The organism is Streptomyces sp. NBC_01549 (assembly GCF_026339955.1).
GTDB lineage: Bacteria > Actinomycetota > Actinomycetes > Streptomycetales > Streptomycetaceae > Streptomyces.
On sequence record NZ_JAPEPW010000001.1, the window covers coordinates 4,575,884 to 4,600,789 of the forward strand.

General features: G+C 71.0%; 20 protein-coding genes and 1 pseudogene. 14 read left to right on the forward strand and 7 right to left on the reverse strand.

All coding sequences use genetic code 11. The annotated features are described in order from the left end of the window. Positions 1-172: 172 nt before the first annotated feature. Genes OG819_RS20350 through OG819_RS20360 form a run of 3 tightly spaced genes read left to right on the forward strand, consistent with a single transcriptional unit; the run spans position 173 to position 2,858 of the window. Positions 173-412 (forward strand): hypothetical protein, encoded by a 240-nt coding sequence (locus OG819_RS20350; RefSeq protein ID WP_266624750.1) that lies wholly within the window; start codon positions 173-175, stop codon positions 410-412. Beyond that, entirely contained in the window at positions 413-2,560 is a 2,148-nt protein-coding gene (gene malQ / locus OG819_RS20355) for a 4-alpha-glucanotransferase (protein WP_266650771.1), read from the forward strand. Between the two features lie 58 nt (positions 2,561-2,618). Beyond that, positions 2,619-2,858 carry a hypothetical protein gene (locus OG819_RS20360; RefSeq protein WP_266413900.1) on the forward strand — a complete coding sequence of 80 codons (240 nt, stop codon included), beginning with the start codon at positions 2,619-2,621 and terminating at the stop codon, positions 2,856-2,858. Between the two features lie 252 nt (positions 2,859-3,110). Here OG819_RS20360 and OG819_RS20365 read toward each other — a convergent pair whose 3' ends face one another. Continuing rightward, positions 3,111-3,704: a TetR family transcriptional regulator gene (locus OG819_RS20365; RefSeq protein ID WP_266624748.1), complete on the reverse strand. Its 594-nt coding sequence runs from the start codon at positions 3,702-3,704 to the stop codon at positions 3,111-3,113. A gap of 169 nt (positions 3,705-3,873) precedes the next feature. Between OG819_RS20365 and OG819_RS20370 the strand changes: the two genes are divergently transcribed. Continuing rightward, positions 3,874-5,370, forward strand: a complete 1,497-nt coding sequence (locus OG819_RS20370) for an FAD-dependent monooxygenase (RefSeq protein WP_266650772.1) — start codon at positions 3,874-3,876, stop codon at positions 5,368-5,370. Here the strand turns inward: OG819_RS20370 and OG819_RS20375 are convergent, their stop codons facing one another. Continuing rightward, positions 5,371-5,868, reverse strand: coding sequence for a MarR family winged helix-turn-helix transcriptional regulator (locus OG819_RS20375; RefSeq protein ID WP_266413903.1), 498 nt, complete (start codon positions 5,866-5,868; stop codon positions 5,371-5,373). Positions 5,869-6,008: 140 nt separating this feature from the next. Between OG819_RS20375 and OG819_RS20380 the strand changes: the two genes are divergently transcribed. Continuing rightward, positions 6,009-7,010 (forward strand): EamA family transporter, encoded by a 1,002-nt coding sequence (locus OG819_RS20380; RefSeq protein WP_266650773.1) that lies wholly within the window; start codon positions 6,009-6,011, stop codon positions 7,008-7,010. A gap of 147 nt (positions 7,011-7,157) precedes the next feature. Further along, on the forward strand, positions 7,158-8,408 hold the full coding sequence (locus OG819_RS20385; RefSeq protein ID WP_266650774.1) for a M14 family zinc carboxypeptidase: 1,251 nt from the start codon (positions 7,158-7,160) through the stop codon (positions 8,406-8,408). A 69-nt stretch (positions 8,409-8,477) separates the two neighbouring features. Here the strand turns inward: OG819_RS20385 and pepN are convergent, their stop codons facing one another. Then, the gene (pepN, locus tag OG819_RS20390) at positions 8,478-11,057 is read right to left on the reverse strand and encodes an aminopeptidase N (RefSeq protein WP_266650775.1); all 2,580 of its coding nucleotides are present in this window, start codon (positions 11,055-11,057) and stop codon (positions 8,478-8,480) included. Positions 11,058-11,204: 147 nt separating this feature from the next. On the opposite strand from pepN, the gene OG819_RS20395 reads away from it, so the two are divergent. Continuing rightward, on the forward strand, positions 11,205-11,717 hold the full coding sequence (locus OG819_RS20395) for a DUF1203 domain-containing protein (protein ID WP_266652783.1): 513 nt from the start codon (positions 11,205-11,207) through the stop codon (positions 11,715-11,717). Between the two features lie 51 nt (positions 11,718-11,768). On the opposite strand, the gene OG819_RS20400 is transcribed toward OG819_RS20395, so the two are convergent. Beyond that, positions 11,769-12,785, reverse strand: a complete 1,017-nt coding sequence (locus OG819_RS20400) for an aspartate-semialdehyde dehydrogenase (RefSeq protein ID WP_266624742.1) — start codon at positions 12,783-12,785, stop codon at positions 11,769-11,771. A 295-nt stretch (positions 12,786-13,080) separates the two neighbouring features. Between OG819_RS20400 and OG819_RS20405 the strand changes: the two genes are divergently transcribed. Further along, positions 13,081-13,602, forward strand: coding sequence for a sigma-70 family RNA polymerase sigma factor (locus tag OG819_RS20405; protein WP_168508699.1), 522 nt, complete (start codon positions 13,081-13,083; stop codon positions 13,600-13,602). A 1-nt stretch (position 13,603) separates the two neighbouring features. Continuing rightward, on the forward strand, positions 13,604-14,353 hold the full coding sequence (locus OG819_RS20410) for a hypothetical protein (protein ID WP_266624740.1): 750 nt from the start codon (positions 13,604-13,606) through the stop codon (positions 14,351-14,353). Between the two features lie 103 nt (positions 14,354-14,456). Here OG819_RS20410 and OG819_RS20415 read toward each other — a convergent pair whose 3' ends face one another. Together OG819_RS20415 and OG819_RS20420 are read right to left on the reverse strand one after the other, a co-directional pair. Beyond that, positions 14,457-17,759 (reverse strand): S8 family serine peptidase, encoded by a 3,303-nt coding sequence (locus OG819_RS20415; RefSeq protein ID WP_266650776.1) that lies wholly within the window; start codon positions 17,757-17,759, stop codon positions 14,457-14,459. Between the two features lie 254 nt (positions 17,760-18,013). After that, complete coding sequence (locus tag OG819_RS20420; protein WP_266624738.1) at positions 18,014-18,550, reverse strand: CGNR zinc finger domain-containing protein; 537 nt, start codon at positions 18,548-18,550, stop codon at positions 18,014-18,016. Between the two features lie 126 nt (positions 18,551-18,676). Between OG819_RS20420 and OG819_RS20425 the strand changes: the two genes are divergently transcribed. The 5 genes and pseudogenes from OG819_RS20425 (at position 18,677) to OG819_RS20445 (ending at position 23,842) form a co-directional block, all read left to right on the forward strand. Then, positions 18,677-19,129, forward strand: coding sequence for a VOC family protein (locus OG819_RS20425; protein WP_266624737.1), 453 nt, complete (start codon positions 18,677-18,679; stop codon positions 19,127-19,129). A gap of 24 nt (positions 19,130-19,153) precedes the next feature. Further along, on the forward strand, positions 19,154-20,035 hold the full coding sequence (locus OG819_RS20430) for a pyridoxamine 5'-phosphate oxidase family protein (RefSeq protein WP_266650777.1): 882 nt from the start codon (positions 19,154-19,156) through the stop codon (positions 20,033-20,035). A 36-nt stretch (positions 20,036-20,071) separates the two neighbouring features. Beyond that, entirely contained in the window at positions 20,072-20,536 is a 465-nt protein-coding gene (locus OG819_RS20435) for an NUDIX hydrolase (RefSeq protein ID WP_266624735.1), read from the forward strand. 272 nt (positions 20,537-20,808) lie between these two features. Continuing rightward, a pseudogene (locus tag OG819_RS20440) lies at positions 20,809-22,589 on the forward strand (TIGR03767 family metallophosphoesterase). Positions 22,590-22,702: 113 nt separating this feature from the next. Next, entirely contained in the window at positions 22,703-23,842 is a 1,140-nt protein-coding gene (locus OG819_RS20445) for a serine hydrolase domain-containing protein (protein WP_266650778.1), read from the forward strand. Positions 23,843-23,869: 27 nt separating this feature from the next. On the opposite strand, the gene OG819_RS20450 is transcribed toward OG819_RS20445, so the two are convergent. Beyond that, a complete protein-coding gene (locus OG819_RS20450; protein ID WP_266624732.1) occupies positions 23,870-24,628 on the reverse strand; it encodes an MHYT domain-containing protein in 759 nt (252 codons plus the stop codon). Between the last annotated feature and the right edge of the window lie 278 nt (positions 24,629-24,906).

The window sequence follows — 24,906 nt, forward strand, 5'->3', positions numbered from 1 at the left end:
ATAGTGATCGTCGAAAAGTTCTCGGGAACTCAGGAAGCTCGGGGGAGTCGCGGCTCCGCCCGAACAGGATGTGACCAGACACACGTTGTACGTCCGCATACGTCTGCCCCGGCGCCTACTGGGTAGAGCTGCGATAACCCACTTCCCGCCGTACGACGACAAGGAGGCCCCCGTGGCCGCGTCGGCACACCTTCTGCTCTCGGCCCTCTCCAAACGCCCGACGGAGCCGTCCGTCGAGCCTCACGTGTGCGTCTTCAGCGCCGAGGGCGCCAGCACCGAACCGCCGCTGACCAGCGAACCTCCCCTCCCCGACGCCGAGCCGCTGACCAGCGAACCGCCGCTGGCCGAAGCCGCGCACCTGACCAGCGAGCCCGTCTCCACCGGCGCCGCCACGGACGCCTCGGGGGTATAGATGGCGCCTCGCCCGCCCGCGGACCACTCACCCGCCGGTTCCGCGCCGGCCGAGCCTTCGGACCCGCACGCACCACTGGCGCGGCTCGCCGCACTGCACGGCGTCGCCACCTCCTACAGCCCCTCCCCGGACCGTACGGTCGCGGCCACGGACACCGCGATCGTCGCGGCCCTGGCGGCGCTCGGCGTCGACGCGAACACCCCGGACGCCGTCCGCGCGGCACTCGCCGCCCAGGAGGCCGAGACACGGGAGCGGCTGCTGCCGCCGACGGTGGTGTGCTGGGGCGGCAGCCCGCCCGCCGCACTCGCCGGACTGCCCGCCGGCACCCGGCTGCGCATCACCACCGAGCAGGGCGAGACCCACGCCGCGGCCGAGCAACTCCCGCCCGGCGTCCACACCCTGCACGCCACAGCCCCCGACGGCCGCACCGCCGAGGCTCACCTTGTCGCCGCCCCCGCCCGGCTGCCCGCACCGCCCGGACGCACGTACGGACTCCTCGTCCAGCTGTACTCCCTCCTGTCCCGGCGCTCCTGGGGCATGGGCGACCTCGGCGACCTCGCCGAACTGACCGCCTGGTCCGGCCGGGCGCTCGGCGCCGGATTCGTGCAGGTCAACCCCCTGCACGCGGCCGTACCCGGCACCCCCACCGACCCCTCCCCGTACCGGCCCTCCTCCCGTCGCTTCCCCGACCCGGTCCACCTGCGGGTCGAGGACATCCCCGAGTTCGCCCATGTCGACGACCCGGACCGGGTACGGGCGCTGTTGGAGCGTGCCGAGCGACTGCGCGCATCCGTGCTGCACAAGGGGGCGTTGATCGACCGCGACGCCGTGTGGGAGCTCAAGCGCGAGGCGCTGGAACTGGTGCGCGAGGTGCCGCTGGGGCCCGGCCGACGTGCCGCCTACGTCGACTTCCTCGCCGAGGAGGGCGAGGCGCTGGAGGACCACGCCACCTGGTGCGCGCTCGCCGAGGTGTACGGCCCCGAGTGGCAGCGGTGGCCCGTGGGACTGCGTGACCCGCGCTCACCCGCGACCGCCCGTGCCCGCGGCGAGTTGATGGACCGCGTCGACTTCCACAGCCGTCTCGCCTGGCTCACCGACGCCCAGCTCGCCACCGCCCAGCGGTCCGCGCGTGACGCCGGGATGGCGGTGGGACTTGTGCACGACCTCGCGGTCGGCGTGCATCCGGGCGGGGCCGACGCGTGGGCGCAACAGGAGTACTTCGCGGCGGGCATGTCGGTGGGCGCGCCCCCGGACGCGTTCAACGCGCGCGGCCAGGACTGGGGCCTGCCGCCCTGGCGCCCGGACCGGCTGGCCGCCTCGGGCTACGCCCCGTACCGCCACCTCCTGCGCGCCCTCTTCCGGCACGCGGGCGCCCTGCGCATCGACCACGTCATGGGCCTGTTCCGGCTCTGGTGGGTGCCGCAGGGACAGCCGCCCACGGAGGGCACGTACGTCCGTTACGACGCCGAAGCGATGCTCGCGATCCTGACCCTGGAGGCCTCACGGGCTGGGGCCCTGGTGATCGGCGAGGACCTGGGCACCGTCGAGCCCGGGGTGCGCGAGACGCTGCACGAGCGCGGGGTGCTCGGCACCTCGGTGCTGTGGTTCGAACGCGACTGGGACGGCGACGGGAAGCCCCTGCCGCCCGAGCGCTGGCGCCCCGACTGCCTCGCCACCGCCACCACCCACGACCTGCCGCCCACCGCCTCCCGCCTCACCGGCGACCACGTCGAACTCCGCGACCGGCTCGGCCTGCTCACCGGCTCCCTGGAGGACGAACGGACCGCGGCCACCGCGGACACGGGGGAGTGGCTGGCGCTGCTCGCCCGCCTCGGGCTGCTGCACGGGGCGAGCGACGCGGGTTCGGCGGTGTCGGAGGAGGCCGAGATCCAGGCCGTGCACCGCTTCCTGCTGCGCACCCCGGCCCGCATGATCGGCGTGTGGCTCCCGGACACGGTCGGGGACCGGCGCCCGCAGAACCTGCCGGGCACCTGGGACCAGTACCCGAACTGGCGGCTGCCCATCGCCGACGCCGACGGCCGCCCGGTGACCCTGGAGGAGCTGGCGGCCTCGCCCCGGCTGCACGCGCTGATCGATGTGCTGCGAGGACGGTCCGGGGACCTCGGTGGGCGGTGCGGGCGGGGGTGAGGCCTCCGTACGGCACCCCGGGCGCGCGACTCATTCAGGTGTTCGCTACGTTTGCACCGTGGACAAGAAGAACGCCCTGCGCGCCGGCGCCCTGGCTTCCGGTACGACGCTGATGATGCTGCTCATGTCGTCCCCCGCGCTCGCGCTGACCCGAGACGACGGTGACGACCCCGGCAAGGGCCTGAGCGTGATCGAAACGCTCGGCCTCTACGTCGCGACGCCGATCGTCCTGTTCCTGATCATCGCGGGCCTCGTGGTGGTCCTGGACAAGTCCGACAAGCAGCCGAAGCGGACCTGATTCCGGCCCGCTTCCCGCAGCCCCGGCCTCTCGCCGGGGTCTCTGGAATCCTTCTCGATCGAGGGAGTCCGCACACCCACCGGGTGCGCGGACTCCCTCGACGCGTTTTCGGAGCACCCCGACGTGTTGTGAACCTGTTGGCGGCTCCGCCGGCGGGGCATCCTCCTCGGAAGTCGTGAACACTAAACCGGTTTAGTGTTCACGACTTCCGGCACACATGGTGAGGAGCCGGCATGGCCGACCGGGGGCCCGTTACGGATGCGGCGCTGTGAGGTACCGCTGCACCGTCGGTGCCAGCCACGCCACGACCTCCTCGCGCGGCAGCGCGACGGCGGGCGGGAAACGCAGGACGTAGCGGGCCATCGCCATGCCCAGCACCTGTGAGGCGGTCAGCGCGGCCCGTGCGGGCGCCTGCTCCGGGTCGGGGCACACCCGCAGCGCGACCGGCATGAGCTGGTCCCGGAAGATGCCCTGCATGCGCTCGGCGCCCGCCGGATTGGTCACGCCGACCCGGAGCAGCGCGGTGAGCACCTCGTTCTCCTCCCAGAGGTCGAGGAAGTGGCTCACCAGGACGCGGCCCACCTCGTGCGGATTCAGCCCGTCCGGGCCCGGCAGCCGCAGGTCGACGTCGAGGACCGCGGCGAACAGTCCTTCCTTCGAGCCGTAGTACCGCATGACCATCGACGGATCGATCCGCGCGTCCTTGGCGATGGCGCGGATCGTGGCGCGCTCATAGCCGTCGGCGGCGAAGCGTTCGCGCGCGGCGGTGAGGATGGTGGTGCGGGTGGTGTCCGAGCGGCGGGCCGCGGGGGACGGGGCGGGTGCGGGGAGTTCCTTGTCCGGCATGCCAACAACCGTAGGCCAACAGTTGTTGACAGTCCAGAGGGGTCACCTTATGTTGGTGAACAAGCGTTGGCCCACAAGCGTTGGCCCACAAGCGTTGGCCCACAAGCGTTGGCCCACAAGCGTTGGCCCACGGGTGTTGGTCCACAAGTGTTGGCACAGGGAGGCCGCAATGAACGGCAAGGCGAACGACACGACCGGCATCACCGGCACCACCGCGCCCCGGAACGTGATCGTCGTCGGCTGCGGCCCCACCGGCCTCCTGCTGGCCGGAGACCTCGCCACCGCCGGTGTCCCCGTCACCCTCGTCGAGAAGCGCCCGCACAAGATCAGCAACCTCTCCCGCGCCTTCGTCCTGCACGCCCGCACCCTGGAGCAGCTCGACGCCCGCGGTCTCGCCGACGAACTGGAGAGCCACGGCCGGACCCTCGACCGCATCCGTCTCTTCGGCCGGCTCTCCGTCGCCCTCGACGCTCTCCCCTCCCGCTTCAACCACCTGCTCGTGATCCCGCAGTACGAGGTGGAGAAGGTGTTGGAGCGGCGGGCGGTCGAGGCCGGGGTGCGGTTCGTGTACGAGACCGAGGTGACCGGACTGCGCCAGGACGCGGCAGGCGTCACGCTCGAAGTCCGGGGTGCGGACGGGGAGGTGGGGGAGCTGGCGGCCGCGTACGTGGTCGGGGCGGACGGGATGCGCAGTGCGGTGCGTGAGGCGGTGGGGCTGCCGTTCCCCGGGAAGTCGGTCATCCGGTCCGTCGTCCTCGCCGACGTCCTGCTCGCCGAGGAGCCGGAGTCGATCCTCACCGCCAACGCCGTCGGTGACGCCTTCGCCTTCATCGCGCCCTTCGGGGACGGCTACTACCGCGTGATCGGCTGGCACCGCGGCCGCGACGTCCCCGACAGCGAGCCGCTCGGACTCGACGAGGTCAAGGAGATCGTCCGGCTCTCCCTCGGCCGCGACTACGGCATGCACGACGCCCGCTGGATGTCCCGCTTCCACAGTGACGAGCGCCAGGCGCCCTCGTACCGAGTGGGCCGGGTCTTCCTCGCCGGGGACGCCGCCCACGTCCACACCCCGGCCGGCGGCCAGGGCATGAACACCGGCCTTCAGGACGCGGCGAACCTCGGCTGGAAGCTCGCGCTGGTCGTCAACGGCCACGCGGGTGCGGACCTGCTGGACACCTACCAGGCCGAGCGCCACCCCGTCGGAAAGGCGGTGCTGCGCAGCAGTGGCGGGATCGTCCGACTCGCGATGGCCAAGCACCCCTGGACGCTGGCGCTGCGCTCCGCGCTCACCACGGTCCTCAACGGCGTCGGTCCCATGGGCCGGAAGGCGGCGGGCCAGATCACCGGCATCGGCTTCGCCTACCCGGCCCCGCGCGGCTCCCACGCCCTCGTCGGCACCCGCGTCCCCGATGTCGCTCTGAAGGGCGGCCGCCTCTACGAGGCCCTGCGCGGCGGCCGGTTCGTCCTCGTCGCACCGGCGGCGGTGGTCCGGGCGTACGGCCTGGACGACCTCAAGGGCCGCGAGGACCGCCTCACCGTGGAGAGCTGGGCGAGCGACCGGCGTACGACGCTGCTGGTGCGGCCCGACGGGTACGCGGCCTGGGCCGCGGAGTCCCCCGATGCGCCGGCCGTGGCGTCGGCCCTGGCGGCGGCGCTGGGCGACTGACTAGGCTCCGGTACCCATCAGCAACTCGCGCAACAGGTCGGCCAGTTGACCGGCGCGTTCCTCGTCGAGGTGGGCCAGGGCCTCCGTCTGGACGGCGAGTCCCGCGGTGACGGCCTCGTCGATGAGCCGCAGTCCCTTGTCCGTGAGCGTCACCTGGAGTCCGCGCCGGTCGTGCGGGTCGGGGGAGCGCCGCAGCAGTCCGGCGCGTTCGAGCTTGTCCAGGCGCCCGGTCATGCCGCCGGTGGTGAGCATGAGCGTCGCCGAGAGCTGCCGGGGCGAGAGGGTGTACGGGGCGTCGGAGCGGCGCAGGGTGGCGAGTACGTCGAACTCCCCGCGTGAGATCCCGTGGGGCGCGTACGCCTTCTCCATCCGGTCGCCCATCGTGCGCGCGAGCCGGAAGACGCGGCCGAAGACCTCCATCGCGGCGGTGTCGAGGTCCGGCCGGACGGTGGCCCACTGCTCGATGATCGCGTCGACGGGGTCCTGGGGCGTCTTCATGGGGGCGAGTATCCGTCGAGGGGTCGATCGCCCGCAAGAAAGTAGCTGACGAGGGAGTTGCTTGGAAGAAAGTGACTTGACGGAAAGTAACTTGCAACTAAGCTACTTTCCGCTGACCTACTTTTGAATCGGGTGCCCTCATGGCCGCGAACACGAACCGTCCCACCCTCATAGCCCTGACCGCGCTGGCCCCCATCTCGTGGGGGAGTACCTACGCCGTCACCACGGAGTTCCTCCCCGCCGACCGGCCCCTGTTCACCGGGGTGACGCGAGCCCTGCCCGCCGGGCTGCTGCTCCTCGCGTCGGCCCGGGTGCTGCCGCGCGGCGCCTGGTGGGGGAAGGCGGCGGTGCTGGGCGCGCTGAACATCGGCGCCTTCTTCCCGCTGCTGTTCCTCTCCGCGTACCGGCTGCCCGGCGGCATGGCGGCGGTCGTCGGCTCGGTCGGGCCGCTGTTCGTCGCGGGCCTCGCGGCGCCGCTGCTCGGTGACCGGCCGACCTCGCGGACGCTCCTCACCGGTATCGCCGCGGCCCTCGGGGTCAGCCTCGTCGTGCTGAAAGCGGCGGGTGCGCTGGACGCGGTGGGGGTGCTCGCGGCGCTCGGCGCGACCGCGTCGATGTCCACCGGCACGGTGCTCACCAAGCGGTGGGGACGGCCGGACGGGGTCGGTCCGCTGGCGCTGACCGCCTGGCAGCTGACGGCGGGCGGGCTGCTGATCGTCCCGGTGGCCCTCCTCGTCGAGGGCGCGCCGCCCGCGCTGGACGGCCGGGCGGTCGGCGGATACCTGTACCTCGCGCTGGCGAACACGGCGGTGGCGTACTGGCTCTGGTTCAGGGGCATCGGCCGGCTCGGCGCCACACAGGTCACCTTCCTCGGCCCGCTGTCACCGTTGACCGCGGCCGTCATCGGCTGGGCGGCGCTGGGGCAGACACTGACGCCGGTGCAGGTGGCAGGGATAGTGCTGGCGTTCGGGGCGACGGTGTTCGGGCAGCTCGGGCCGCGTGGCGGGCGGCCGACTCCCCCATGTGGCAGTCGCCGACGAGCAGCCCAACGCCCTCGCCGTGAGAAGAACAGCCCCGGTCGAATACCCCTCCCCTTTACAGGGACATGCCTTGACACTCTGATACCGCAAGTCGAGTCTTGACGAGACGCGGTCGGCGATCGTGCCGCAGCGCTCAACGTCCCTACTGGAAGAGGAGCCGGTGTGCGCGCCAAGATCGTGATCCGTCCGCTGGACAAGAAGGAGACCACCGGCGACAGCGACACGAACGGCACCTGACCGGAGCCCGGCATGCGGGGAACCCCGTATCCCACCCTCGGCGAGCTGCTGCGACGTGCTCGCGCGACGGTGGCGGCGCGGCCCGGTGTACTGCGGTTGCGTGTCGTCGGGACCTCGCGGGCCGGCCGGCCGCTGTGGCTGCTGTCGGCCGGACACGGCCCCCGGCACATCCTCACGGTCGCCGGCGCGCACGCGAACGAACCGGTGGGCGGGGTCACCTCGCTCTCCCTGGTCGACAGGTTCGCGCGGGAGCCGGCGCTGCTCCAGGAGCTCGGCTGCACCTGGCACTTCCTGCTCTGTCTCGATCCCGACGGCGCGAGTCTCGCCGGGCGATGGATGACGGGGTGGTCCGGCGAGGGGCGGGCGACCGGGGCGTCGCCGACCCTCCGGGGTTACTACCGGCGCTTCTACCGGCCCGCCTTCGCCGCTCAGCCCGAGTTTCCGCCCGTCGCGAGTGATCCGCGTCCGGCGATGCCGGAGTCCGAGGCGCTGGTGCGGCTCCTCGACGAACTCCGGCCGGTCGTGCAGTTCTCGCTGCACGGTGTCGAAGTGGGCGGATCCTTTCTGCAGTTGACTCGTGCGCTGCCGGGGGCGGCGGCCGCCTACCGCCGGATCGCGGCTGACCTCGGCATTCCCCTGGAACACCGGCCGTTCGACGGCATGGGATGGCTGGCCGAGAGCCCGGGGGTGCTGGTCCTGCCGGACGGGAGCCCCACCGAGGAACGGGACCCGTCCGGCTTCACCTCGCAGGCGACCTGGCTGTACGCGATGCGGCACGGCACCGTGTCGGCGGTCGTCGAGGCGCCCTTCTGGAGCGTGGCGGGCGTCAGCGATCCGCAGCCCGTGGCCGAGCCCCGGCGCGAGATCGCGGAGGCGAGTGAGATCCTGCTCGGCCGCGCCAAACAACTGGAGGCGGTGGTGGGGGAGCTGGGGCCCAGGTCACCGCGAACCCCCGACCAGATCGCCCACTTCACCGCCGCCCGCGAGCTCATGGACATCGGCCCCGGAGTCGTGGACACCTGGAACTCCGCCGAACTCGCCACCACCGTGGGCAACTCCGTCTCCCTCGGTGTCGCCGCCCGGCGCATCCCGCTGCGCGCGGCGGCCATGATGCGACAGGGCCTGGGCGGCGCACCCGCGCTGGACACCCTCGTGGAGAGCTGGTCCCGTGAACTGGCGAGCACCTTCGACGCCCGCTGGGTCCCGGTGGCCGACCAGACCGCGCTGCAGATCCGCACGATGCTCGTACTCGCCCTGGTGTGACCTCACGCGTCCGCGTACGAGTGGGGGCGCCCGGCACGACGCCGGACGCCCCCACTCACGTACGACCGACTACGCGGACGCCGCCGCCGCGTCCGCCGCCTGGGCCTTCAGCGCGCGTTCGACCCCGGAGCGGGACTCCGAGATCAGGCGCCGCAGGGCCGGGGTGGGCTCGGCCGAGGCCAGCCACGCGTCCGTCTTGGCGAGGGTCTCCTCGGAGACCTGGATGGACGGGTAGAGACCGACCACGATCTGCTGGGCGATCTCGTGCGAACGGGCGTCCCAGATGTCCTTCACCACGGAGAAGTACTTGTCCGTGTACGGGGCGAGCAGTTCGCGCTGGTCGGTCTGCACGAAGCCGCCGATCACCGCTTCCTGCACGGCGTTCGGGAGCTTGTCGGACTCGACGACCGCGGTCCACGCCTCCGCCTTCGCCTCCTCGGTGGGGCGCGAGGCCCGGGCCGTCTCCGCGTGCCGCTCACCCGCCGCCGTCTTGTCGCGCTCCGCCTCGCCGGCGATCTCCGCCTCGTCGTAGCGCCCGACGGCCGCGAGCCGCTGGACGAACGCCCAGCGCAGCTCGGTGTCGACGGCGAGGCCTTCGATGGTCTCCCGGCCCTCCAGCAGGCCCTCCAGGAGGTCCAGCTGCTCCGGCGTACGGGCGGTCGCCGCGAAGGCGCGCGCCCAGGCGAGCTGGTGGTCGCCACCGGGCTGGGCGGCGCGCAGATGCGCGAGCGTCGCGTCCGTCCAGCGGGTCAGCAGCGCCTCACGGGCCGTCGGGTCGGCGTACAGCTCGATCGCCAGCTTCACCTGGCGCTGCAGCGACTGCACGACACCGATGTCGGACTCCTTGCCGATGCCCGACAGGACCAGGGACAGGTAGTCGCGGGTGGCGAGCTCCCCGTCGCGGGTCATGTCCCAGGCCGAGGCCCAGCACAGGGCACGGGGGAGGGAGGACTCGAAGTCGCCGAGGTGCTCGGTGACGAAGGCGAGCGAGTCCTCGTCGAGGCGGACCTTGGCGTACGACAGGTCGTCGTCGTTGAGCAGGAAGACCGCCGGGCGACGCTTGCCGACCAGCTGTGCCACGGCCGTCAGCTCGCCGTCGACGTCCAGCTCGACGCGCTCGCCGCGCACCAGCTTGCCGCTGTCGTCGTCGAGGTCGTAGAGGCCGATCGCGATGCGGTGCGGGCGCAGGGTCGGCTCACCCTTGGCACCCGCCGGGAGCGCCGGAGCCTCCTGGCGGATCGCGAAGGAGGTGATGACGCCGTTCGCGTCGGTCTCCACCTCCGGGCGCAGGATGTTGATGCCGGCGGTCTGGAGCCACTTCTCCGACCAGGTCTTCAGATCACGCCCGGAGGTCTCCTCCAGGGCGCCCAGCAGATCGCTGAGGCGCGTGTTGCCGTACGCGTGCCGCTTGAAGTACGCCTGCACGCCCTTGAAGAACTCGTCCATGCCGACGTAGGCGACGAGCTGCTTCAACACGCTCGCCCCCTTCGCGTACGTGATGCCGTCGAAGTTGACCAGGACGTCGTCCAGATCGTTGATCTCGGCCATGATCGGGTGGGTGGAGGGCAGCTGGTCCTGCCGGTACGCCCACGTCTTCATGGAGTTGGCGAACGTGGTCCAGGAGTGCGGCCAGCGGGAGTCGGGGGCGTACGCCTGGCAGGCGATGGAGGTGTACGTCGCGAACGACTCGTTCAGCCAGAGGTCGTTCCACCACTCCATGGTCACGAGGTCGCCGAACCACATGTGGGCGAGCTCGTGCAGGATGGTCTCGGCGCGCACCTCGTACGAGGCGTCGGTCACCTTGGACCGGAACACGTACTGGTCCCGGATCGTCACCGCGCCCGCGTTCTCCATCGCGCCGGCGTTGAACTCCGGCACGAAGAGCTGGTCGTACTTCTTGAACGGGTACGCGTAGTCGAACTTCTCCTGGAACCAGTCGAAGCCCTGCCGGGTGACCTCGAAGATCGCGTCCGAGTCGAGGAACTCGGCGAGCGAGGGCCGACAGTAGATGCCGAGCGGAACGCTCTGCCCGTCCTTCTCGTACACGCTGTGGACGGAGTGGTACGGCCCGACGATCAGCGCGGTGATGTACGTGGAGATCCGCGGCGTCGGCTCGAAGACCCAGGTGTCGTCCTTGGGCTCGGGCGTCGGGGAGTTGGAGATCACGGTCCAGCCGGAGGGCGCCTTCACGGTGAACTGGAAGGTGGCCTTCAGGTCGGGCTGCTCGAAGCTCGCGAACACCCGGCGCGCGTCCGGGACCTCGAACTGGGTGTAGAGGTAGGCCTGCTGGTCGACGGGGTCGACGAAGCGGTGCAGGCCCTCACCGGTGTTGGTGTACGCGCAGTCGGCCACGACACGCAGGACGTTGCGGCCCTCCAGCAGCCCCGGAAGCGCGATCCGCGCGTCATCGAAGACCTCGGCGGGGTCGAGAGGGTCCCCGTTCAGGGTCACCTCGTGAACGGCGGGAGCGACCAGGTCGATGAAGGTCTCCGAGCCGGTCTCCTCGACGTCGAAGCGCACCGTGGTCACGGACCGGTAGGTGCCGCCCTCCTGCGCGCCCGAGAGGTCGAGATCGATCTCGTACGAGTCAACGGTGAGCAGCTTCGCACGCTGCTGCGCCTCTTCGCGGGTCAGGTTTGTGCCAGGCACGCGGTCATCTCCTCGTTATGTGACGGTTGCGCCATCCTTCCATGGGACCTGCACGGATGCGATGTCCGTTTCCCGCCGGTGCCAGGCAGGCGCGGGCGCGAGCCTGGAGACATGACGACGGACACGACGACGTACACGACGACGGACATGACGACGTACACGGCACGTCCCATCGACCCGGCGGCCCTGAAGGATCTCCGCACAGCTGACGACGCGGACCGCCCGATGGTTCCCTTCCCGGACGAGGAGGGCGGCGCACCGCTGCGCTGCTGCCTTCGGCGCAGTGAGCCGGGCGAGCGGATCGCCCTCGTCTCCTACGCGCCGCTGCGCCGCTGGGCCGCCGCCACGGGCGCCGACCCGGGCGCGTACGACGAGCAGGGCCCGGTCTTCATCCACGCCGACGACTGCCCGGGCCCCGACCCGCACGGCCACCCCTTCCAGGGCGCCCACCGCACGGTCCGCCGCTACTCCGCCGAGGGCCGCATCCTGGGCGGTCGTCTGGTCGAGAACGTCGAGAACGTCGAGAGCGCTGAGAACGCCGAGAGCTCCGACGCCTTCGACGAGGCCTTCGCGGAGGCCTTCGCCGATCCGGAGGTGGCGCTGGTCCATGTGCGGGCCGTGGAGTACGGGTGCTTCCTCTACGAGGTGCGGCGGGCGTGAGAAGGGGCGGTCACCGTGCGGTGACCGCCCCTGGGGCACGTGGTGCGGGCGTCAGCCCTTGAGCTCCGCCGCCACCAGTTCCGCGATCTGGATCGCGTTCAGCGCGGCGCCCTTGCGGAGGTTGTCGTTGGAGACGAAGAGGGCGAGGCCGTGCTCGACCGTCTCGTCGGTGCGGATGCGGCCCACGTACGACGCGTCCCGGCCGGCGGCCTCGAGTGGGTTCGGGATCTCGGAGAGGGCGACGCCCGGGGCGCCGGCCAGCAGCTCGGTCGCGCGCTCCACGCTCAGCGGACGCGCGAAGCGGGCGTTCACCTGGAGGGAGTGGCCGGTGAACACCGGGACGCGGACACAGGTGCCGGAGACCTTGAGCGCGGGGATCTCCAGGATCTTGCGGGACTCGTTGCGGAGCTTCTGCTCCTCGTCCGTCTCGTGCAGACCGTCGTCGACGATCGACCCCGCGAGCGGGAGCACGTTGAAGGCGATGGGGCGCTTGTAGACACCCGGCTCGGGGAAGTCGACCGCGCCGCCGTCATGGGTCAGCTTGTCGGCGTCCGCGGCGACCTTCAGTACCTGGCCGTGCAGCTCGGCCACGCCCGCGAGGCCGGAGCCGGACACCGCCTGGTAGGTCGCGACGACCAGCGCCTCGAGCCCCGCCTCCTCGTGCAGCGGCTTCAGGACGGGCATCGCGGCCATCGTCGTGCAGTTCGGGTTGGCGATGATGCCCTTGGGGCGGTCGGCGATCGCGTGCGGGTTCACCTCGGAGACCACCAGGGGCACCTGCGGGTCCTTGCGCCACGCGGAGGAGTTGTCGATGACGACCGCGCCCTGCGAGGCGACCTTCTCGGCCAGCGCCCTGGAGGTCGCGCCGCCCGCGGAGAACAGGACGATGTCCAGGCCGGAGTAGTCCGCCGTCGCCGCGTCCTCCACCGTCACACCGTCGAGCACCGTCCCGGCCGAACGCGCCGAGGCGAACAGCCGCAGCTCCTCGACGGGGAACTCCCGCTCGACGAGGATCCTGCGCATGACCGTGCCGACCTGACCGGTGGCTCCGACGATTCCGACCCTCACGGCGACTCCCTTAGCGTGCGTTTTCCATGGTCCAGCGCTTCCATCATGCGTCTGACCTGTGCCCGCGTGTCCAATCCTTTGCCCGTACCGCCCGAGGAATGGGACGCGTCCGCCGTCCGGTGTCCGTTCGGCATCCGAAAGAAACCCTTCCGTCGGCCGCCGGGGACCGCAAGCCGTGCGGCGTCGACGTCCTCATGGGCCCCGGCCCGGTGTGACGTACGACTCGTCGGGGTACGGCCGAACGTTTTGGCCCGCGCCGGCGTCGTAGAGGAAACGGCGGGAGGGGAGGGGCGGAGTGCTGCGCAGAAAGGCACGCCGTGCCCAGGGGGCGGACGATCCCCTGGACGCGGCCCAGGAACGCCGGGTGCGGGCCGTGCTCGCGCTCGGTGGCGTACCGCAGGCGGACCTGCCGGACGGGGTGCAGCAGGTCCGCCTGCGGTTGCTGGAACGCGCGGCGAAGGGGGACGAGGCGCCGCGTGACGTGTCCGCGTGGGCGGCGGTCGTCGCCTCGAACCTGGCGATGGACTGGCACCGGGCCAAGCGGCGTCAGGAGCGGCTCGGCGAGCGGCTGGCCTCGCTGCGGCAGCCCGCGGACGCCCGTGACGAGGACTCCAGCGTGCTCTCGCTCGCCGTGGCGCAGGGCCTGGACGAGCTGCCCGACGCCCAGCGCCAGGTGCTCGTCCTGCGTTTCTACGCCGATCTGTCCGTGCGCGGGATCGCCGAGGAGCTGGGCATCCCGGAGGGCACGGTCAAGAGCAGGCTGCACTCGGCGGTCCGCGCCCTGCGCGCCCGCCTGCACGAGGACGAGGTGGTGTGACGTGGCCGAGTATGAGGGAGTGGACGCGCTGTTGGCCGCGATCACTGACGAGCCTCTGCCCGAAGGGGTCGGCGACGACCCGGAGTTCATGGCCGAGCACCGGTCGGCGGTGGCCGATGTGGCGCTGCTGCGGGAGCAGCTGGCGGTCATCGGGGACGCGCTGGCGGACCGTGCGGAGGAAGCGAAGCCGGTCCCGGTACGGGCCCCCAGAAAGCGCACCCGCCGCCCCGAAGGCGCCCCGAGGAACCGCGGCCGGCGTCCCCTAGCCTTCGCCCTGGGCACGCTCGTCGTGGCCACCGTGGCCGCGATGGTCGTCGGCATGGGCTGGCTCCTCGCGCACAACGGGGGCGGCGGGGCGATGAGCACGTCGGACAGCAGCGACGCCAAGGCGGACGACAACGGGAGCGCGGGGGCAGGGGACTCGCTCAGCGGCCCGGGTTACCTCGCCTGCTCCCGGCTGGTCGCCGAGGGCACGGTCGCCCACGTCGAGCCCCTCCCCGGCACCACGGAGAACCGGATCACGCTCCGTGTGGGCCGCTATTACAAGCCGGAGAAGGGGAAGGCCGAGGTCGTCCTGGTCCTGGACGAGGAGGTGGCTCCCCGGCCGCGCGAGGGCGAGCAGGTGCTCGTCGCCCTCCACGACGACCCGGCGACACCCACCGGCTGGACCACGGGGCGCAAGGCCATCGCGGACGAACGCGCGTGGATCGTCAAGGCGCTGCCCGAGTCCCGCACTCTCCCGTGCCCGTGAAAACCGGCAGTCTGACGTGCCCGTGAAAACCCGTACTTTCCCGTGCCCGTGAAAAAGGGCGGGCGCCCGTTCCCGGACGCCCGCCCCTTCACCGCCGTAGGTGTTACGGCGTGACCTTCTCGATCTTCACGCTGCCGAGGCCGGCGGCCGTCCCGCGGGCGTTCACCAGCTGGACCCGGCCGAAGAACTCACGTCCCTCGGGAGCCGGCGCGGCCGCGGTGACCTCGCCGGAGACCGTCGCGGTGCCGCCCGTGGCGAGCTTGACCGGCGTGGACTCGTCGACCTTGACCGAGCCGAGCGCGGCGGAGAAGAACACGTCACGGTAGTCGTACGCGGTCGAGCCCGACGGGACCGAGTAGCCCACGACCTCGATGGTGTACGTACCGGCGGCGGGGTTGGGGATGGAGACCGCCTCCTCCGCGTCGCCGTCCGCGGACTGCGCGACCTGGTTGCCGGCGGAGTCGTACACCGTCAGGTCCAGGTCGGCGGCCGTGTCCGAGACGTTGCCGATCGCGACGTCGAGCGACGCGGCGCCCGCGGGCACGTCGACCGTGCTGGTCTGCGTGACGCCGTCGGCGATGGTCGGCCGGGCCGTCTTCGAGGAGCCGAGCGGGCCGCCCTTCAGGGTGCCGTCGAGCGCCGCGAAGTTGTTCGTCACCTTCCAGGAGGCGGTGACCGGGGTGCCGACCTTGGCCTCGGACACGGTCACGGTCTCCGGGTCGAAGGCCGCGCCGAGCACGGTGGCGTCCAGCGTGTACGGGTTGTCGAGCAGCGGCGACGTACGGCGCGCCTCGACCTCGACCTCCCAGACACCGGGCTGCGGGTCCGCGTACGCACGCACGTCGGGCTTGCAGCCGTTGGTGTTCGGGTAGTTGCTGTAGCAGTACGGCGTGCCGGTGTCCTCGACCGGGACACCGTACGGGTGGATGGAGATGAACCGGGTCTGGCTCAGGTCCTTCAGTCCGCCGATCGCGACCTCCAGCGCCTTCGCGCCCTCGGGCACGGTCAGGAAGTACGACTGCGTGCTGTTGCGCTGCACCGAACTCGACTTGGAGAACGTGTACTTGAGCGGCGTGGAGACCACGACCGTCGTCAGGATCTGCTTGTCGACGCCCTCGGTCCGCGGGTCGTCGACCTCGAGGATCGCGCTCTTGATGCCGGCCGAGGAGGCCTTCGCGGTGACCTTGACGGTGACCGGCTTGTTCAGTTCGAGCTTGACTTCGTCGGAGCCGGCGATGCTGAAGGTGTCACCGGCGTTGTTCTCGAAGTGCAGCTCGTGGCGGATCGCCTTGTCCGGGCCGGACGTACGCGTGATGGTGATCTCGTACGACTTCTTCACGCCGACCTTGAGGCCGCCCTCGCGGTCGTAGAGGCCGGTGCCGAAGCCCGGGGTCTTCAGCGCGTAGTCGATCGCGGTGTCGACGGGGGCCTTGACGGTGTAGTCGTGGGCGGTCGCGTCGTCCTTGATCGACTTCCAGGCGTCCACGATGTTGATGAGGCCCGCGCCCTCCTCGTACGCCTGCACACCCTTGATGTGGTCGGCGGTCGAGGTGAGGGCCGTGCGCAGCTCGGCGGGCGTCAGGGCGATGCCCTTCTGCTTGGCGGCGCTCAGCAGCAGCGCGGACGCGCCGGCGGCCTGCGGGGAGGCCATCGAGGTGCCCTGGAGCATCGAGTAGCCGGCCGGCAGGGAGTAGCCGGCCTGGGCGACCGGGGAGCCCGGCAGCCAGGTCTGCGTGGTGTTGATCGCGGCGCCGGGCGCGGTCAGCGTCGGTGTGAAGCCGCCGTCCTCACGCGGACCGCGCGAGGAGAACGGCATCATCGCGTACTTCTTCTCCACGACGGAGCCGTAGTTGGCGGCCCAGGTGTCCTTGGAGATGGACGCGCCGACCGAGATGACCTTGTCGGCCAGGCCGGGGTCGCCGATGGTGTTGGCGCCGGGGCCGGAGTTGCCCGCGGAGATCACCAGCTGGACACCGTAGGTGTCGATGAGACGCGTGTAGAGCTCGGAGCGCGCGTTGTTGCCGTCGTTCAGCGCGGGCAGGCCGCCGATGGACATGTTCACGATGTCGACGCCGTGGTTGACGACGAGGTCGAGCATGCCCTCGGTGAGCGCGACGTTGGTGCAGCTCGGGCCGAACACGCAGGCGCGCGACGAGACGATCTTCGCGCCGGGGGCGGCGCCGTTCATCTTGCCGCCGAACAGGCCGTTCGCGGAGGTGATGCCGGCGACGTGCGTGCCGTGCTCGCTCGCGATCAGACCGATGTTGACGAAGTCGGCCTTCTTGCCGACCCAGTCGCCCCCGTAGGGGTCCATCGGCACGTCCTTGCGGATCTGCACGACGAACGGCTGGCTCTCGACGACGTCGGTGGCCGGGTTGTCGGTCCCGAAGTGACCGATCTGGTAGCCGTCCTTGTACGGCTTCATCGCGGTGTCGTCGGTGAAGTCGTGGTTGTTGTTCACGTCGACGGTGACGGTGCCGGCCGCCGGGTCGTACAGGACGCCCCACGCGTCGGTGGTGTCGCCGTCACGGTTCACGTCGCCCGCGGCGTCGCCGCCCGCGGTCGCGGACTCCCGGAACGTGCTGATCTCGTACGAGCCCGCCGGGGCCGTCCATCTCTGGCCGCCGTAGGTGAAGGCGGGCCCGGAGACCGCGCTGACCATGGGCCGCCAGCTCAGGTCGTTGTCGAGGATCGGGTCGGTCGAGGTGACCCAGTCGACGATCTTGCGCTCGCCGGTGGTGGTCTTCTGCAGCGCCGGGTGGCTCAGGTCCACACCGGAGTCGAGGATGCCGATGGTGATGCCCCGGCCGTCCGCCTTCGGGTTCTTCTTCACGAAGTCGACGGCGCCCGTCTCGAAGGACGGGTTGTACGGGTTCTCGGCGGGGGTGTTCTTGTCGGGCGCGGCGTAGGTCTTCGTGGCCTTCGAAGAGGCGCCCTTGGCCGTGTCGGCGCTCGGCGTCGGGTCGTCGAGCGCGATGTCCTGGCGCAGGTCGATGCCGTGCACCGAGGTCAGCTTGGTGGCGGCGGCGATGGCCGCGTCGGCCTTGGCGGTCGGGACCGTGGCCCGGACGTAACCGACCTTGTCGTACGTCTGGCCGACGGAGCCGCCCTTGACCGCGTCCATCTCCTTGGCGACCTGTTCGGTCTGCCCGGGAGCGGTGGCGATCATCATCGTGACGTTCTTGGCGCCGTCGGCCTTGGCCTCGGCGAGGAGGTCCGCGTCGTCCGAACCGAGCTTGACGCTCGCGGACTTGGTGCCCGGGCCGGGCGTGGCGGATGCGTGGTCCGCGGAGAAGGCCATGGGTATCGGCCCGGCCGAGGAGAGCGCGGCCACCAGGCCCGCGGCCACGGCGATGCGGGCCACGCGTCTCGCGCCCGATATCGGTGCGCGCTGAGGATCGGTCATCAGCATCCCTTGTAGGTAAAGGAACGAGCGTGGAGTGACCGGTCCCGACGTTCCCCGGGACACGATCACATCAGTCCGGTATGTGGACCCGGATGACCGCTCAGCTTTACCTAAGGGGCAGTTGTTTGGGGAGAGTTGACCGTGGCGGGATGGAACCATGGCGTACTTCCGCCATACGCCACGCCGGTCAAAGCATGATATGACGGGACATGGTCAACCAATCGGCGACCGCTCGCCGATCATCCTCCGGCCGCTCAGGCCTCCCGTGTGCGCGCGTAGTGGCGGGACGCCTTCGCGCGGTTACCGCAGGCCGCCATCGAGCACCAGCGGCGGGTGCCGTTCCGTGAGGTGTCGAAGAAATGCAGGACGCAGGCGTCGTGGGCGCAGTGGCGGATGCGGTCGGGGGCGGTGGCGAGCAGTTCGAGGTAGTCGCGGGCGGCGAGCCAGGCGGGCCCCCAGGACGGGTCGCCGAACTCCGCTTCCTCGCCGGGTCCTTGGGCGGTGAGTGTCACGCGGACGCGGCCGTGCGCGAGGACGGCGTCGATCCGGGCGGCGGATTCCTCCAGGGTCCCGTCGACGGCCGAACGCAGGGCGTCGCGGGCTTCCCGCACATGCAGCAGCACGGCGTCGTCGGCCGGGAAGTCCAGCCCGTTCGCCGCCAGCCACACCGCCAGGCCCTCGGTGTCCGTCAGCAGGTCCTGCGTCACTCCCTCGCGGTTCCAGCGGGTGTTGAGCAGGTCGAGCGAGACCGGCTCCCCGGTGAGTGGACGGGGGTCGGCGGTGGTGGACATGAGGAGCTCCCTTCGGTGCTAACCACTCAAGAGTAGGTCACTGGTTGACGCCCTCCACTCTAACCTTTAACCTCGATGACGAGGGTTAGTCCTTCCGTGGGGCGGCCAACGACAGACGGGACCGTCATGACCTTGCGCACCGGCCACATCGGCCTGAACGTCACCGACCTCGACCGCTCGCTCGCCTTCTACCGCGACGTCCTGGGCTTCGGCGTGCTCTCCGAGGGCAAGGAGGAGGAGCGGCGGTACGCGTTCCTCGGCTCCCTCGCCGGTGACGGCCGCCCGGTGCTCACCCTCTGGCAGCAGGCGCGGGAGCCGTACGACAAGGCCCGCGCCGGTCTGCACCACCTCTCCTTCGAGGTGGACTCGGTCGACCAGGTCAGGGAGTACGAGACGGCCCTGCGCGACTACGGCGTCGACTTCGCGCACGAGGGCGTGGTCGCTCACCGCGAGGGCTCGGCGTCCGGCGGCATCTTCTTCCACGACCCCGACGGCACCCGGCTGGAGATCTACGCGCCGAGCGGGGCGGAAAACGCCCCGGTGCCGTCCGCCACCGCTCCCACCTGCGGTTTCTTCTAGGATCTCGCGAGAGAGAGGCGCGCCATGACCTACCACTCCGGTTCACGGGCCGTACAGGACCGGGTGGGTGTGCGCGAGCTCGCCGATCACGTGGGGCGGTCCGTCGGACAGGGCATTCGTCCCGTGGCCGCCGCGTTCCTCGAACTCCAGCCGATGCTGGTGGTGGGCGCGGCCGACCCGGTGAGCGGAGCGGTGTGGGCCTCGCTGCTCACCGGCGAGCCCGGGTTCGTACGGGCGACGGGCGTCCGGCAGATCTCGGTCACGGGCGGCGGCCCGCGCGAGGGCGACCCCCTGGCGCCGGCGCTCGCCACCCCAGGCACCTCCGTCGGCACGATCGCGCTCGACCCGCGCACCCGCCGGCGTATGCGCGTCAACGGCCGGATCCGCCCGACCCCCCGCGGCTTCGCGGTCGAGGCCGACCAGGTCTTCTCCAACTGCCCGAAGTACCTCCAGAAGAGAGAGACGTACGAGAAGGCCGAGCGTTCGCCCGCCACGCCCCGTCGGTCCGCCGAGCTCTCCCTGGGGCAGCGGCGGTTCGTCGAGTCCGCCGACACCTTCTTCCTGGCCACCGTCCACGCGCACGGCGCCGACGCCAGCCACCGGGGCGGCAACCCCGGCTTCGTCCACGCCCCCTCACCGCACGAGCTGCACTGGCGCGACTACCCGGGCAACTCCATGTTCCTGACCCTCGGCAACCTGGAGGTCGACCCGCGGGCGGGGCTGCTCTTCCTGGACTGGGTGTCGGGGTCGGTGCTGCAGCTGACGGGCAGGGCCCGCACGCAGTACGCGGACGACGGGCGGCGCACGGTCCGCTTCACCGTCACCGAGGCCGTTCAGACGCCCGCCGCCAGCCCGCTGTGCTGGTCGCCGCCGGAGTACTCACCGGCCAATCCGGCGCTGCCGTAGGCGACTTGCCGGGCCACCGTGCCGTAACGTCTGGGCATGCCGAAGCAGTTGAGGGTGGCGGCCTACGCCGTATGCGTGCGGGACGGGCGGATGCTGCTGGCCCGCTGGGTCGCGGGTGACGGAAGCAGGCGGTGGACCCTGCCCGGCGGCGGCATGGACCACGGCGAGGATCCCTACGACACCGTCATCCGCGAGGCCGAGGAGGAGACGGGTTACGCCGTCGAGCCCGTCGTGCTGCTCGGCGTCGACTCCATGCTGCGCTCCCATCCGCGCCGACTCGGCCCGCCCGGCGACTTCCACGCCCTGCGGATCGTCTACGAGGCCCGCGTCACCGGCGGCGAACTCCGCCACGAGACGAACGGCTCCACCGACATGGCGGCCTGGCACCCCCTCGACGAGGTACCCGCCCTCGACCGGGTCGCACTGGTCGACGTGGGACTGCGGCTGTGGCGCGAGCGGCCGCCCGTCGGGCGCGTCGGCTCCGAAACGGCGGGGGAGTAGCGGCGAGTGAGTAGCGGCCGGGGTGGGGCGGCCGGGAACTGGTCCCATACCCCGGAAAATGAACACGGAGTGACCGCCTCTAGGCCGTTCGGAGAGGGGCCGTGGACGCGCAGGGTGCTCCAAGATCCACGTACGGTGATCGGTGTCGGCCGTTGCCGCCTCGTTAACGTCCAGGTCACCCCCGGTGCCAACGATCCAGAGTGAGCGGGGAGTTACCGCAACGAACCCCCCGCGACCACTGCCGACGCGTTCGCACTCGGGGAGATCGCGCCATGTCGCGCATACGCTCTGTCGCCACTTCCGCCGCCATGAACCGCCGTACCCTGCTCGCCGCCACCGGGGCGGTGACCCTCTCCGCGGGCATCGGCTGCGCCCTGCGGCCCGACTCCGAGGCGCACGCCGCCACCACGGACGCGGGTGAGGCGCCCATCGCCGTGTCCCTCCCCCACTCTCGGCTTCGCTCGAGCGGGGGGACCCCCATGGCACCCGCCGCACCCCTCGCCCCCTACGTGCGCGGTACCACCCTGGAGAGCGTGGCCGCGGCGCGCTCCGGCACGGACGGCTACCGGCGGCTCGGCGACGGCCCCGCCTGGAAGCGGGTCGTACGTAGCGACCTGGCCGCGGCCAAGTCCGGGCGGGCCGACCGGCGTACCGCGCTCGCCGCGTTCGTGCAGTTCACCGACCTGCACCTGATCGACGTCCAGCACCCGCTGCGGCTCGAATACCTGCGCTCCGGCGCCGCGAACGCCTGGCGTCCGCACGAGTCGCTGACCGTGGCGGGCGCCGTCTCGCTCGTCGAGCGGGTCAACGCGCTGCGCGGAGCCCCCGTCACCGGCTCCCCACTGCACTTCGTCATGACCACCGGGGACAACACGGACAACAACTCCAAGACGGAGCTGGACTGGTTCCTGAAGGTCATGAGCGGCGGCCGGATCAGCCCCAACAGCGGCGACCCGCGCCACTACGAGGGTGTCCAGAACAGCGGCCTCAAGCTGTACTGGCAGCCTGACGCGGCCCTGCGCGACGCCGACAAGCAGCGTGGCTTCCCGCATCTGCACGGCTTCCTCGCGGCCGCCATCCGCGAGCTGCGCAGCCCCGGCCTCGGCCTGCCGTGGTACTCCACGGTCGGCAACCACGACGCGCTGCCGCTGGGCTGCTACCGGCACGGCGACTCCTTCCTCGCCGAGTTCGCCGTCGGCGGCAAGAAGCTGATGACGCTGCCCGCCTCGGCGAGCGTCGCCCTGCGGGCCGCCATCAAGAACGACAAGGACCCCAAGGGCACCCAGCTCAGGGACCTCCGGCGCGGCAGCTGCGCGCGGTCACCCCGGACGAGTCGCGCGCCCCCTTCACGCCCGCCGAGTACCTCAAGGCGCACCTCGACCCCGCGCACACCGGCCCCGGCCCGGTCGGCCACGGCTACTCGGCGGCCAACCTCGCCGCGGGCACCCAGTACTACGCCTTCCGCATCTCCGACGACATCATCGGCATCAGCATCGACACCACCGACCCGGGCGGCCACTACATGGGCTCCATCGGGACGACCCAGCTGCGCTGGCTGGACAAGACGCTGAGCGACAACAAGGACTCGTACGCCATCGTCTTCAGCCACCACACCAGCAAGTCGATGACCAACCGCCGCACCGACCCCGCGCACCCGAGCGACAAGCGCCACGGCGGTGAGGACGTGGTCGCCACGCTCGCCAAGCACCGCAACGTGCTGGCCTGGGTGAACGGCCACACCCACAAGAACGAGATCATCGCGCACTCCGCGCCGAACCACGGCTCCTTCTGGGAGATCAACACCGCCTCCCACGTCGACTTCCCGCACCTCGCCCGCATCATCGAGGTCGTCGACAACAAGGACGGCACGCTCTCCCTCTTCACCACCCTCATCGAGTCGGCGGCCCCGCACCGCACGGACTTCTCCGACCTCAGCCAGACCGGGCTCGCGGCCCTCTACCGCGAGCTCGCCTTCAACTCCCCGGGCCGCAGCACCGAGCTGGCCGGCGCCTCGCGGGACCGCAACACGGAACTCGTGCTGAAGAAGGCCTGAGGAAGCGCGAAGAACGGCCGAAACCCACTCAACTGGCGTACAGGCGGGCAACCTTCACACCGGCCCGCCGAGTCCCTCCCCCCGACCAGGTTCACCGGTGAAGGGGGAACGACATGTCAGTGCGTAGGGGACTGGTGGCGGCGACGGCGGTGGCGGTGGCGGCCGCTCTGGCGGGGCCCGCGGTGGCGGCTCCCGCCGGGACCGGCCGGCACGGTGCGACCCGCGCCGCCATGGACGCCGCGGTGAAGGCCGGAGTGCCGGGTGTGACGGCGACGGCGCGGGACGCCGGCGGCACATGGTCGGCCACGGCGGGCGTGGACGATGTGCGCACGCACGCACCCCGCGGCACGGCCGACCACTACCGCGTGGGCAGCATCACGAAGACGTTCGTGTCGACGGTGCTGTTGCAGTTGGAGGCGGAGGGGCGGCTGTCGCTGGACGACACGGTGGAGAAGTGGCTCCCGGGCGTGGTCCGGGGCCACGGCCACGACGGACGCCGGATCACCGTCCGCCGGCTGCTCAACCACACCAGCGGCATCTTCAACTACACGGCGGACGAGGACTTCGCCCGCACGTACTTCCTGAAGGACGGCTTCTTCGATCACCGCTACGACACGAAGACCCCTGAGCAGCTCGTGGCGATCGCGATGACCCACAAGCCGCTCTTCGCGCCGGGCGCGTCCTGGAGTTACTCCAACACGAACTACGTGCTGGCCGGCATGGTGATCGAGAAGGTCACCGGCCACTCGTACGCCTCGGAGATCCGCCGCCGCATTATCGAACCGCTCGGCCTGCGCGCCACGTCCGTCCCCGGCACGCGGACGACGCTCCCGCGGCCCAGCGGCCACGCGTACTCGAAACTGTCCCGGGCGACGACGGGTCCGATGTACGACGTCACGCGGCTCAACCCCTCCCTGGCCTCCTCGGCCGGGGAGATGATCTCCGACTCCGCCGATCTGAACCGCTTCTACACGGCCCTGCTGGGCGGCCGGCTCCTTCCGCCGAAGCAGCTGAAGGAGATGAAGACCACGGTGAAGGCCGACGAGATCCCGGGCGCCCGCTACGGCCTGGGTCTCATCGACCGCGAGCTCGGCTGCGGGGTCCATGTATGGGGCCATGACGGCGGGATCCACGGCTCGACGTCCTCCGCCGTGACGACGGCGGACGGCCGCCACTCCCTGGCCTTCAACTTCAACGGGGACTGGTCCGGGGACAGCGATGCGGTGATCGAGGGGGAGTTCTGCGCCGAGTAGGCCTCTGAACGCCCTCCTTGGCGGAGGTCAGCGCGGGCTCCACTCGCCGTCCCCCAGCACCATGTCGGGATCGAACATGACGATCACGGCGGCGATCAGGAGGACGGCGAGGGGCCCGGCGAGCATGAAGAGCAGGAACGACAGCAGACCGGCGGGCGACTGGGAGGCCGTGACCTGCTGGGTGACGTGCACCGAGACGGCGGCCATACCGGTGTAGTGCATCCCGGTCACCGCCACGCCCATGACGAGGCTCGCCCCCAGGCTCGACCACAGCGTGTGGATGGAGACCGCCGCCCACAGGGCCGCGGTGGCGGCGGCCACCGCGATCAGCACGGACAGCGCCACGGTCGGCACGTCGTACCGCAGGGTCCCGGGCATACGGATGGCGGCCATGCCGATGTAGTGCATGGCGGCCACGCCCAGACCGGTGATGACACCCGCCACGCCGAGATTCAGCGGCGCGGCGCCCCGATAGCCGACGAGGAAGACCCCGACAGCGACCACGGCGATCGCGACAACCAGACTGAGCACGGTCATCGCCGAGTCGTAGCTCACCAGCGCGCCCCCGACGCTGAAGCCGATCATGGCGATGAAGTGCATGGTCCATATGCCGCAGCCGATGGACACCGCGCCCAGCGTCAGCCAGCCGGCCTTGCGGTCCTGACGTCTGCGCTGCAGCGACCGTGTCGTGCAGCGCAGTCCCAGGGCCGCTCCCAGGCAGGCCATCAGATAGGCCGCGACCGGGGTCGCGGCCCCGTAGTAGAAATCGGAAACGTTGGCGGTCATGACGGGGCGTCCCTTTTCCTGCGTGACGGGGGGCGGTACCGCGCCGTGGCGCGGAGTCGATGAACAGCCCTCCGGTCGGGAGGCCTCTGAGGAACCGTCAGGGGTCGGATCAAGCCACCTGGCTGACTTGTTCGCAATTCAAACACACTTTGACCACATTCTCTCCTCGTCGAAGAGGAGTTCTACGCGAAGGTGCAAAGTGCTCCTCAACGATCAGAAAAGCCCCGGAAGGGGTGAAGTCAATGTGCCGGACATTCCGATGAAGTGCTCTTCGGGGC

Excerpts from the sequence above, each read along its gene's own strand:
- OG819_RS20450 (WP_266624732.1), bottom strand. The coding sequence starts at position 24,628 with ATGACCGCCAACGTTTCCGATTTCTACTACGGGGCCGCGACCCCGGTC.
- OG819_RS20375 (WP_266413903.1), bottom strand. The coding sequence starts at position 5,868 with ATGAAGACGCCCCAGGACCCCGTCGACGCGATCATCGAGCAGTGGGCC.
- OG819_RS20415 (WP_266650776.1), bottom strand. The coding sequence starts at position 17,759 with ATGACCGATCCTCAGCGCGCACCGATATCGGGCGCGAGACGCGTGGCC.
- OG819_RS20445 (WP_266650778.1), top strand. The coding sequence starts at position 22,703 with ATGTCAGTGCGTAGGGGACTGGTGGCGGCGACGGCGGTGGCGGTGGCG.
- OG819_RS20365 (WP_266624748.1), bottom strand. The coding sequence starts at position 3,704 with ATGCCGGACAAGGAACTCCCCGCACCCGCCCCGTCCCCCGCGGCCCGC.
- OG819_RS20385 (WP_266650774.1), top strand. The coding sequence starts at position 7,158 with ATGCGGGGAACCCCGTATCCCACCCTCGGCGAGCTGCTGCGACGTGCT.
- OG819_RS20430 (WP_266650777.1), top strand. The coding sequence starts at position 19,154 with ATGACCTACCACTCCGGTTCACGGGCCGTACAGGACCGGGTGGGTGTG.
- OG819_RS20425 (WP_266624737.1), top strand. The coding sequence starts at position 18,677 with ATGACCTTGCGCACCGGCCACATCGGCCTGAACGTCACCGACCTCGAC.
- OG819_RS20380 (WP_266650773.1), top strand. The coding sequence starts at position 6,009 with ATGGCCGCGAACACGAACCGTCCCACCCTCATAGCCCTGACCGCGCTG.
- OG819_RS20435 (WP_266624735.1), top strand. The coding sequence starts at position 20,072 with ATGCCGAAGCAGTTGAGGGTGGCGGCCTACGCCGTATGCGTGCGGGAC.
- OG819_RS20370 (WP_266650772.1), top strand. The coding sequence starts at position 3,874 with ATGAACGGCAAGGCGAACGACACGACCGGCATCACCGGCACCACCGCG.
- malQ (WP_266650771.1), top strand. The coding sequence starts at position 413 with ATGGCGCCTCGCCCGCCCGCGGACCACTCACCCGCCGGTTCCGCGCCG.
- OG819_RS20420 (WP_266624738.1), bottom strand. The coding sequence starts at position 18,550 with ATGTCCACCACCGCCGACCCCCGTCCACTCACCGGGGAGCCGGTCTCG.
- OG819_RS20395 (WP_266652783.1), top strand. The coding sequence starts at position 11,205 with ATGACGACGTACACGGCACGTCCCATCGACCCGGCGGCCCTGAAGGAT.